Source organism: Pseudomonas sp. PDM27, assembly GCF_019219205.1.
GTDB lineage: Bacteria > Pseudomonadota > Gammaproteobacteria > Pseudomonadales > Pseudomonadaceae > Aquipseudomonas > Aquipseudomonas laurylsulfatiphila.
In genome coordinates this window covers 1-305 of record NZ_JAHUWF010000042.1, presented here as the reverse complement: position 1 = coordinate 305, position 305 = coordinate 1, and the positions used below count along the sequence as shown (strand labels likewise).

General features: G+C 50.8%; 1 rRNA gene. It reads right to left on the bottom strand.

From position 1 onward, the window contains the following. Nucleotides 1–101, bottom strand: a 5S ribosomal RNA gene (rrf, locus tag KW838_RS29305); the annotation flags it as partial. Nucleotides 102–305 lie beyond the last annotated feature (204 nt).

The window sequence follows — 305 nt, the reverse complement described above, 5'->3', positions numbered from 1 at the left end:
ACTCTCACATGGGGAAACCCCACACTACCATCGGCGATGCATCGTTTCACTTCTGAGTTCGGGATGGGATCAGGTGGTTCCAACGCTCTATGGTCGTCAAGAAATTCGGGTACTGAGTCGCGGCCAGCTGGCCTCGCTTCAGCAAATTGGGTATGTGACAGCTGGTGTTTTGTGAGTTTCTCGAACTTTCGGTTCGTTTCGTCTTCACACACCGCAATCTGGCTTTTAAGCGCAAATTGCTTGGGTGTTATATGGTCAAGCCTCACGGGCAATTAGTATTGGTTAGCTCAACGCCTCACAGCGCT